The organism is Prevotella sp. HMSC077E09 (assembly GCF_001814685.1).
Lineage (GTDB): Bacteria > Bacteroidota > Bacteroidia > Bacteroidales > Bacteroidaceae > Prevotella > Prevotella oris.
Genome location: NZ_KV817487.1, coordinates 1 through 7,971 on the forward strand (window position 1 = coordinate 1; position 7,971 = coordinate 7,971).

Consider the following 7,971-nt stretch of genomic DNA (forward strand, 5'->3'; position numbering starts at 1 on the left):
AGTCAGCGTCGCTCATCGGCTGCCCCAGTGAGGACACTACCTGTTTGCGTTCCGCCAAGATTTCCATTGCAGGCAAGTCGGCCGAACCTCCGCTTATATTACTGCCCATACTCTGACCTTTGTTCGTTGACGTTTGCCCTTTACCCTCGGTAAAGTCATTACCCAAAGATGGTGCAGCGGCAGAAGCCTTGGGAAGATACTTCGCTGCCATCTGATAGCTCTTTTCCATCAGTGCAAGCTGCCGTTTCTCTTCATTGTCCTCCCTACTATCCTTTTGAGATAGTTCTTTCTTTAGATTATCAATCTCCGAGCGCAAAGCTTCACGCTCCTGCTCGTGTGGGTCGGGAGCGTAAAATGAGTTCAAGAGCCGATTGTTCTCCTCATAGCGATGCATGGAGTTTTCTATCTTTGCCGTAGAAGCAGCCGTTTCTGCACGCTGCTCCTCTGATGGAGCAGTGTTCTGTGCAAAATAGTCCGATAGCCTGCCCATCTCCTCACGGGTCTGTTCCTCCTCGTGTGCCTTGTCGCCCAATTCATAGGCTTTGAGCTTGTTATCCGTCAGTTTTTCTGTCGTTGCCTGCGGGATGCTGTCATTGAGTCCCTGCTCCGCTGCAGTCTTATCCTTGCCCGAAGGTGCGAAGATAAACCACATCGAGAGGGCAAACAGCAGTCCCAGTCCTCCGAAGACCAAGCCTTTCTTCATTTGTTCCTTCTGTTTATTATCCATTTTCCTTGATTGTTTGATGATGTTGTAGGTAAAAATTGCCGTGTAACTCTTGTAAGGTGCTGTCTGTCCGTATGGGACTGTCCATCAGCTTTCCTGTGGGGATGGGTAGTTTCTCCTTCTTTGGAGGAAGGAAAAACTGCGCTATCATCCAGAGCGAGCACAGCAGATAGATGAAACTCAGCCCATAGACGATTTCCTTTCTCTGCCTTATCGTGAGCCGTTCACACCGATGGCGAAGCCATAGGTGAAAGCGCAGATAGTGACGCGAGAGTAAAAAGTTTCTTTTTCTTGCCATAACCTTATCGTTTATAAGTCTGTATGTCTCTGTTCTCCTTGACGAGGAAGTTCTCCATCAGGAAGCCCTGCGGATTGTTATCCGAACGAACAGAGTTCTGCAGCGTGCAGGTCGTAACAAGACTGCGCTCTGTAACATTACTCTGACGGACGATAAACTCCCGTGCATAGGTCGTTACCGCATAAGGGTAAGTATTAAAGTTGCAGTGAATAGAGTCCACCTCTATGCGCTGATTGACATTACCCGATATGGCACGGTTATAATAGCCCTTCTCTGCCAAGTCTTTGTAATAGTTGAAAGCCGACTTGTCACACAATACAAAGGCACGTTCCATGTTCTTTTCGATGGCATCCTTGTCAGGCGCAATGGTAAAGAACAGCTCATGGAAGCGACGTACATGCTCCCTTGCCTCTACAGGGCGGTTACGACTTGCATCCTGACTGAGGGCAAGCATGAGTGACTTTCCCTGGTCAAGCACATAGATTTTCTCCCGTTGCTCCTTGGCGAAGCTGTACGAGGCATAGAGGGCATAACCGCTTATCGCCACGCAGACGATAGCAAAGACAAAGGCGTATAGTCTTATCTGTCTGAATGAAGTCTCGATATTACCAAGTGATTTGAATTCCATTTCTTTTTCCTTTTATAGCTGTTGATTTATTAAGCATTATTGCTCCATTTCTATTTTCCTTTGAGCAGTGCACCCTTGATACGTCCACCGACATTTCCGATGACCGACCCGGCACCTGCTGCGGCATATCGTCCGCCCGTGTAGGCACTTTGTGCACCGCGCTGTGCAGCTTGATTGACATTGCGACCATAAGAGCCGATACCGCCTCCTGCTTCGATAATCCAGCCTGCAACGGTGGGAACGCAGAAGTAACCCACGATACCGATAAGGAAGAAGACGATGTAGTACCACGTCCCCGAATCAGGCAGGTAGTTGGGGTCACTGAGCGCTTCGATGTCCTTCTGTACCATCAGCACCTGTATCTTCGTAAGCAGTGCCGTAAGGATAGAGCTGACAGGCAGCCACAGGTAGACAGAGATATAGCGTGAGAACCAAGCCGTGAGCGAACCCGACAACCCGTCCCATACGGCAATGCCGAAGACTATCGGACCGAGAATGGCAAGAACGATGAGTATGAAGGTGCGCAGTGTGTCAATGATAAGTCCTGCAGCATGGAACAGCAGCTCCATGAGGTCGTGCACCATCTTCATCACCCACTGCTTGGTCTGATAGGCAGCACGCTCGGCATACATCCCGGCAATGGTAAGAGCGTCTTCGGGGCCGATGATACCCATCTCCTCAATTTTCTGGTCGAACTTCTCGTTGGAGACAAGGTAGGCTGTTTCAGGATTCCTAAGGTAGGCTTCCTCTTGCAGCTTGTCCCGCTTGGCTGTAAGTTCGGCAAGGTTCCCCTCCTGCTGGTGTACCATCATCTCCGTTCCCTGCACTACAGGCGAGAGAACGGCATTCATCGTACCGAGTACGACTGTCGGAAAGAACATGATGCAAAAGCCCAGCACGAAGGGACGCAGCAAGGGAAAGACGTCTATCGCCTCGGCACGGGCAATGGAAGCCCATACCCGAAGAGCAATGTAAAAGAGTGCACCCAAGCCCGCAATGCCTTTGGCAATGCCTGTCATCTGGGCACAGAGCGGCATCATCTCGTCATAGGTTGAGTGGAGCAGCTCATGTAAACTGGCAAAATCCATAAGCAAGTGTGTTTAGATGTATGAATGACTAATTACCAAAACCTGCTTGCCGTATTGCCGTAGAGTGCCTTGACGGAGGCAAGATTGTTCTTCTCACGGGCACGGACGTAACTTACGGAGATGTTCTTCCTTGTATAATACGACACGAGCGAGCGGTTTTCCCTAAGTGTGGTATAAATGCGGTCGATGGCCTGCATGCGCTCGTGGTCGTTCATCGAGAGAACACCCGACTTGACGATGGACTTGAGTTCCTTGAGACTCTCACCACTCTGTTCCAAGAGCTTGGCATAGCCCGAAGCCATCGCAGCGAGTTCCGAAGGGCGGAAGTTCTTGTCCGAGAGCATTTTCTTATACGAGGTGACGTAAATCTCAGAGATGTCGCCCACCATCAGGATACACTCCTTGACCTTGTAGGCATCTCCGATGAGATTGTTCACCTTCTTGAGGGCATCGTAATACTTCTTGGTGTCGTTGTAGAGTTTTTCCACCTCCTTAAAACCGTCAAGGGTGTTCTTCACCGTCTTGGAGGCGGTGGCTATCTCCTTGACCGAATTGACGATGTTGCCGGCGAAGTTACCGGGGTCGGTTACTACCCACTGTGCGTGGGCCTTTCCGCTGAATAAAAGGACGGTGCCCATCAGCAGCATTAAAATTCTTGTTCTCATTGTTCTTTTTGTTTATGATGTGAATACGATGTTTGTCTGAATGTCCACTAAGGGATGTCTATTCAGCTTGCTGTTATATAGAGAAGTTGGACAAGTTAGTCCAAGTCTTTGGACACGACTGTCTAATTGATTGGACACGTTTGTCCAATTGCTTATCCACGTTTGGAGAATTATTTGTCTACGTTTGGCTAAACCAATACATTCTTTACATGTCTTGTCCGATTAACGATTTCGTGCAACCCGTTTCTCTTGTGCAAGCTGTCGGATAGCCGCCTCAATGTCGCCACCGAGCTGTGCAGCCCTGTTCATCACTTCCACCTTCTCGGTTTCCTCCGTGGTGTAGGTGAGATACTCCTCCATGCTCACTTCCGTAGCATAGACTGCACTCTGCATACCGCCCAAGCCTATCCACACCTCCTTGTAGAGTCGGTTCGGGTCGTTGTTCTGGTTGATGGAGAGAATCTGGCTCTTTTCCTTTTCAGACAAGCCGAGCATCGCCTGTATGCCGTCGAACTTGGTCATGTACTTGCGCTGGTCGAGCAGTATCTTGCAGTCGGAGTTGTTGATGATGCTCTCCTTGACGATGGGTGACTGGATGATGTCGTCCACTTCCTGCGTCACGACAATGGCTTCCCCGAAATATTTTCTCACCGTCTTGTGTAGGCTAAGCACCCAGCGCCTTATCATATTTCTGTGGTAAGTTTCCAAATGCTCGCCCCCGAACCGGACTTACACCTCTCAGCGTATCCGGCTCTCCACTAATTTCAGTCTATCTTTCCGTCATGTATCTTCTTGTGACAACTCCTGCACACGGCAATCGTCTTGCGTTTGCGGGCAATCATGTGTCGTTCCCAGCTTTCCTTACCCTGCAAGTTTTTTAGTTTTCTTACATGGTGCATAACAAGGTCGTCTGTCGCTCCACATAATTCACACTCACGGGCTTTCAGTCTTTCAACAAGGCTTGTCCGCCCCGCAGTATAAATTGTTCGTGGCATAATGTCACATTCCGATTTATAGGTGGGCTTCTTTCGTTTGAAGCCACCGTCGTAAAAGTATCTTTCCTTTACACCTGTTTTAGTCATGTGTTTTATGATAAACCTACCGTTCTTACGATATTTTTTGTTTACCTCACGTGTGCGGCACTTGTATTTGCCTGCAAACGTTTTGTACATGCTGTATTCCATGATGTACTTGAAATTATTCAAGGCATGGGCGCAGTTGTTGGCTATGGAGTAATAATTATAGAACCCCACGATTTCCCGATTATAACTATCAAGGATTTCAAGGTCGTCATTGAATATCAGTTCCGATTTACATTTCGGTTTCCATATTTCCTTTCCGTTACGGTTTGTCAGTTCCAAGACTCCCCAATCGAAAAGTTTCTTACGGACAGTTTCCGTACTAATATTCAAGCAGACCCTCTTACCATAGGTTCTTCTTAATGCTCCTCTTTTATCCCGTCTTTGGTCGTTGGATTTTCTTACAGTAATTTCATATCCGAGAAACTTGGCAGCTCTTTCCGTGTGGGTGACAAGTGTCTTTTCATCAGACAGTTCCAATGCCAGTCTGGCAGCAAGGAAGTTTTTAATATCTTCCTTTATCAGTTGCGCATCCTGCTTGCTTCCGATAATTCCCACGAGAAAATCATCTGCATATCTTGCATATTTCATTCTCCTGTAATCAGCATCCATTTCTTCACCGTTGGGATATTTAGCCCGTCCTTGTTCTATTGCTTTCAGTTCAAGGATTAGCTTTGCCCTTTGCCTTTCGTCTTTTACGGATTTCAATCTTCGCACAATACGTTTTCTTGCATTGCCAAAGTCCATACTTTCTCTACTGAATTTTCGTTTCTTCCCTTTGTCGAATTTGGCTATGTATTCCTTTATATACTTATCCAGTTTGTCAAGGTATATATTAGCCAATATCGGGCTGATGATACCTCCTTGCGGTGTGCCACTGTAAGTATTGCGGAATTGCCATTCTTCAATATATCCAGCTTTCAAAAACTTGCGTATCAATCGGATGAATCGTTCATCCGCAATGCGCTCCATGAGAATATTTATCAACACATCATGGTTTATATTATCGAAGAAGCCTTTTATGTCTCCCTCTACAAACCACTTTGCACCGCTAAACTCCTTTTGGATATGAGTTAATGCAGTATGGCAGCTTCGATTGGGACGGAAACCATGCGAGGTGTATTCAAAATTTCCCTCATATATGGCTTCCAATACCATTCTTACCACTTCTTGTATCAGCTTGTCATTGAAAGTCGGTACGCCAAGAGGTCTTTTCTTACCGTTTTTCTTCGGTATGTACACCCTCTTTGACGGTTGGGGCTGGTACGTCTCATCTTTTAACGTATCAATCAACTTTTCAATTCGTTTCAGGCTCATGTTGTCAATAGTCTGACCGTCCGAACCTTTAGTCATGTTACCCTCTTTGGCATATATGCGCTGATAGGCAACATAAAACATTTCCTCATTGAACAAAATTCTGTAAAGACGTTCGAACTTATAGCTTGCATCCTTACTGTGTTCTGATAGACTGTTTAATACTCTTTCTGGACTTCTCATAATGTCTCTCACATTTTCCGTTAATTGTATTAATAATTAGCTGCTTCCCTTCGCCATGTACAAGGCGTTACCTTGCTCGAACTACTATGGAAGCTCCGTTACCACTCCGAATTTTCATAGGTCAAACCTAATAGCTTTTCGGCACTTCGGGATAGGTAATCCCCGTTTGTTGCATCGTAACTGTTGGCATGATAGATTGTCGGATACGACTTCCGTCCTTTACTCGCTTACTGCGGTTGTGTCGTGATAAGTTCTTGCTACGTTCATACCTTTACACTGAAGTAGTATCACGATATGGCGATTGATAGTTACCTTACGCCATAGCCTCAAGGGGGACCACTCGGACTATCGTTCAATCAATTCGGACTTTATCCTCATATCTATCTTTTCATCTCGCCATTCAGTCGCAGTTTGGTAACTAACTGACTTATGACTTTTCCGACATGCTACACTCCCTGCTCGGTTAAGCTTTCCCGAAACAGATAAGTCGGCTGATGATAGGTTATTTTCAAAGAACACTTTCCTAATCTCTTGCCAAAGAGATGTTTACGATGCAACCTTTACGGGCGCACAAAGATACTTGATGTAGTCTGCCATGTTTGCCGAAGCAATCGCCTTCCACGCTTCCTCAATGAGTATCATTTTTCTGATACCTTTCAATCGGCGCATCTTGTTGATGAAGGCTTCCATGATGATAATCGTTACCACAGGAAAAAGGTCTTTATTATCCTTCACTTGATCGATTTCAAAGACGATAAAGCGTTTGGAGAGTAGGTCGATATTCTTGTCCGAGTTCAGCAGGAAATCATATCGACCGCCTTTGTAGTATTGCTTCAATGTCGTTAAGAGGTTGTTGATGTTGAAGTCCGAGAGCGTTACCTTGATGTCACGCTTTTCCATATCCTTGCGGTACACGTCCCGCAGATACTCATAGAAGGTATTGAAACAGGGCGTAACGCTATGGTCAGTACATATAAGCTCGATATAGGAGTTTACGGCTGAACCAAGTTCACCAGCTTCCGTCTTAGTGATATGCTCATCGGCACTCTTCCAGAGCGTGAGCAGCAGCGTACAGATACTCTCCCTTTTCTCCACGTCGAAGAAGTAATCATCCGTATAGAAAGGGTTGAAGGAAATCGGACTTTCATTGGTATAGGTGAAATACACGCCGTCCTCGCCCTTGGTCTTGCGGTGGATAAGTTCACACAAGCCTTGATATGAGTTACCCGTATCGACCAAGAGGACGTGCGCTCCCTGCTCGTAATACTGGCGTACCATGTGGTTGGTGAAGAAAGACTTGCCACTGCCCGAAGGACCCAAGATAAACTTGTTACGGTTGGTAATGACTCCCTTTTTCATCGGTAAATCCGATATATCCAAGTGGACAGGTTTTCCAGAAAGGCGGTCTGCCATCTTGATGCCGAAGGGAGAGAGCGAATCCTTATAGTTTGTCTCTGCCGTAAAGAAGCAGAGGGCAGGCTCGATGAAAGTATAAAACGACTCTTCAGCTGGAAAGTCTGCCGCATTGCCGGGAATACCTGCCCAGTAGAGCGTTGCCGCATCAATTGTGTTGTGGCGAGGATGGCATTCCATAAGAGCAAGTGCCGAACCCACATCATTCTTAATCTGGCGAAGTTCTTCCTTATCGCTGCTCCATGCCAGTACGTTGAAGTGGGCACGGATGGAGGTCAGTCCCTGTGAATGGGCAATATTGAGATACTCTTGTATCCATTCCTCATTGATTTGGTTGCTACGGCTGTAGCGTGCCAGCGAGTGCATGTTTCTTGCCTGCTTCTCGAATCGTTCCAAGTTGGCATCGCTGTCCTCGATGAAGAGGTACTGGTTATAGATATGGTTGCAGGGCAACATCAGTCCTACGGGCGAGGCAAAGGAAAGTCGGCAGTCGCTTCGGTCGGTCGATAACCGCTCGTATCGGGTGTCTGTGCTGACCGTTGTCGGTAGGTCATCCGTATCGGAAAGTGTATGCAGACA

6 protein-coding genes and 2 pseudogenes are annotated in these 7,971 nt (G+C 46.9%); all 8 read right to left on the reverse strand.

The window, feature by feature from the left end; genetic code table 11:
• A pseudogene (locus HMPREF2983_RS00480) lies at positions 1-727 on the reverse strand (conjugative transposon protein TraM); the annotation flags it as partial.
• On the reverse strand, positions 720-1,022 hold the full coding sequence (locus HMPREF2983_RS13320) for a hypothetical protein (RefSeq protein WP_021583847.1): 303 nt from the start codon (positions 1,020-1,022) through the stop codon (positions 720-722). The pseudogene HMPREF2983_RS00480 and the gene HMPREF2983_RS13320, both read right to left, overlap by 8 nt.
• A 4-nt stretch (positions 1,023-1,026) precedes the next feature.
• Entirely contained in the window at positions 1,027-1,650 is a 624-nt protein-coding gene (gene traK, locus HMPREF2983_RS00485; RefSeq protein ID WP_004351259.1) for a conjugative transposon protein TraK, read from the reverse strand.
• Positions 1,651-1,700: 50 nt separating this feature from the next.
• A complete protein-coding gene (gene traJ, locus HMPREF2983_RS00490; protein ID WP_070665625.1) occupies positions 1,701-2,738 on the reverse strand; it encodes a conjugative transposon protein TraJ in 1,038 nt (345 codons plus the stop codon).
• A 32-nt stretch (positions 2,739-2,770) separates the two neighbouring features.
• A complete protein-coding gene (locus HMPREF2983_RS00495) occupies positions 2,771-3,403 on the reverse strand; it encodes a DUF4141 domain-containing protein (RefSeq protein ID WP_070665628.1) in 633 nt (210 codons plus the stop codon).
• 222 nt (positions 3,404-3,625) lie between these two features.
• Positions 3,626-4,075: a TraG/VirB4 family ATPase gene (locus HMPREF2983_RS00500; RefSeq protein ID WP_371441328.1), complete on the reverse strand. Its 450-nt coding sequence runs from the start codon at positions 4,073-4,075 to the stop codon at positions 3,626-3,628.
• 92 nt (positions 4,076-4,167) lie between these two features.
• Positions 4,168-5,979: a reverse transcriptase/maturase family protein gene (locus HMPREF2983_RS00505; protein WP_070665634.1), complete on the reverse strand. Its 1,812-nt coding sequence runs from the start codon at positions 5,977-5,979 to the stop codon at positions 4,168-4,170.
• A 558-nt stretch (positions 5,980-6,537) separates the two neighbouring features.
• Positions 6,538-7,971: pseudogene (locus HMPREF2983_RS00510) on the reverse strand (TraG family conjugative transposon ATPase); the annotation flags it as partial.

What these genes read in the sequence shown, in the direction of transcription:
- HMPREF2983_RS13320 (WP_021583847.1), bottom strand. Translation starts at nt 1,022, where the DNA reads ATGGCAAGAAAAAGAAACTTTTTACTCTCGCGTCACTATCTGCGCTTT.
- traK (WP_004351259.1), bottom strand. Translation starts at nt 1,650, where the DNA reads ATGGAATTCAAATCACTTGGTAATATCGAGACTTCATTCAGACAGATA.
- traJ (WP_070665625.1), bottom strand. Translation starts at nt 2,738, where the DNA reads ATGGATTTTGCCAGTTTACATGAGCTGCTCCACTCAACCTATGACGAG.
- HMPREF2983_RS00495 (WP_070665628.1), bottom strand. Translation starts at nt 3,403, where the DNA reads ATGAGAACAAGAATTTTAATGCTGCTGATGGGCACCGTCCTTTTATTC.
- HMPREF2983_RS00505 (WP_070665634.1), bottom strand. Translation starts at nt 5,979, where the DNA reads ATGAGAAGTCCAGAAAGAGTATTAAACAGTCTATCAGAACACAGTAAG.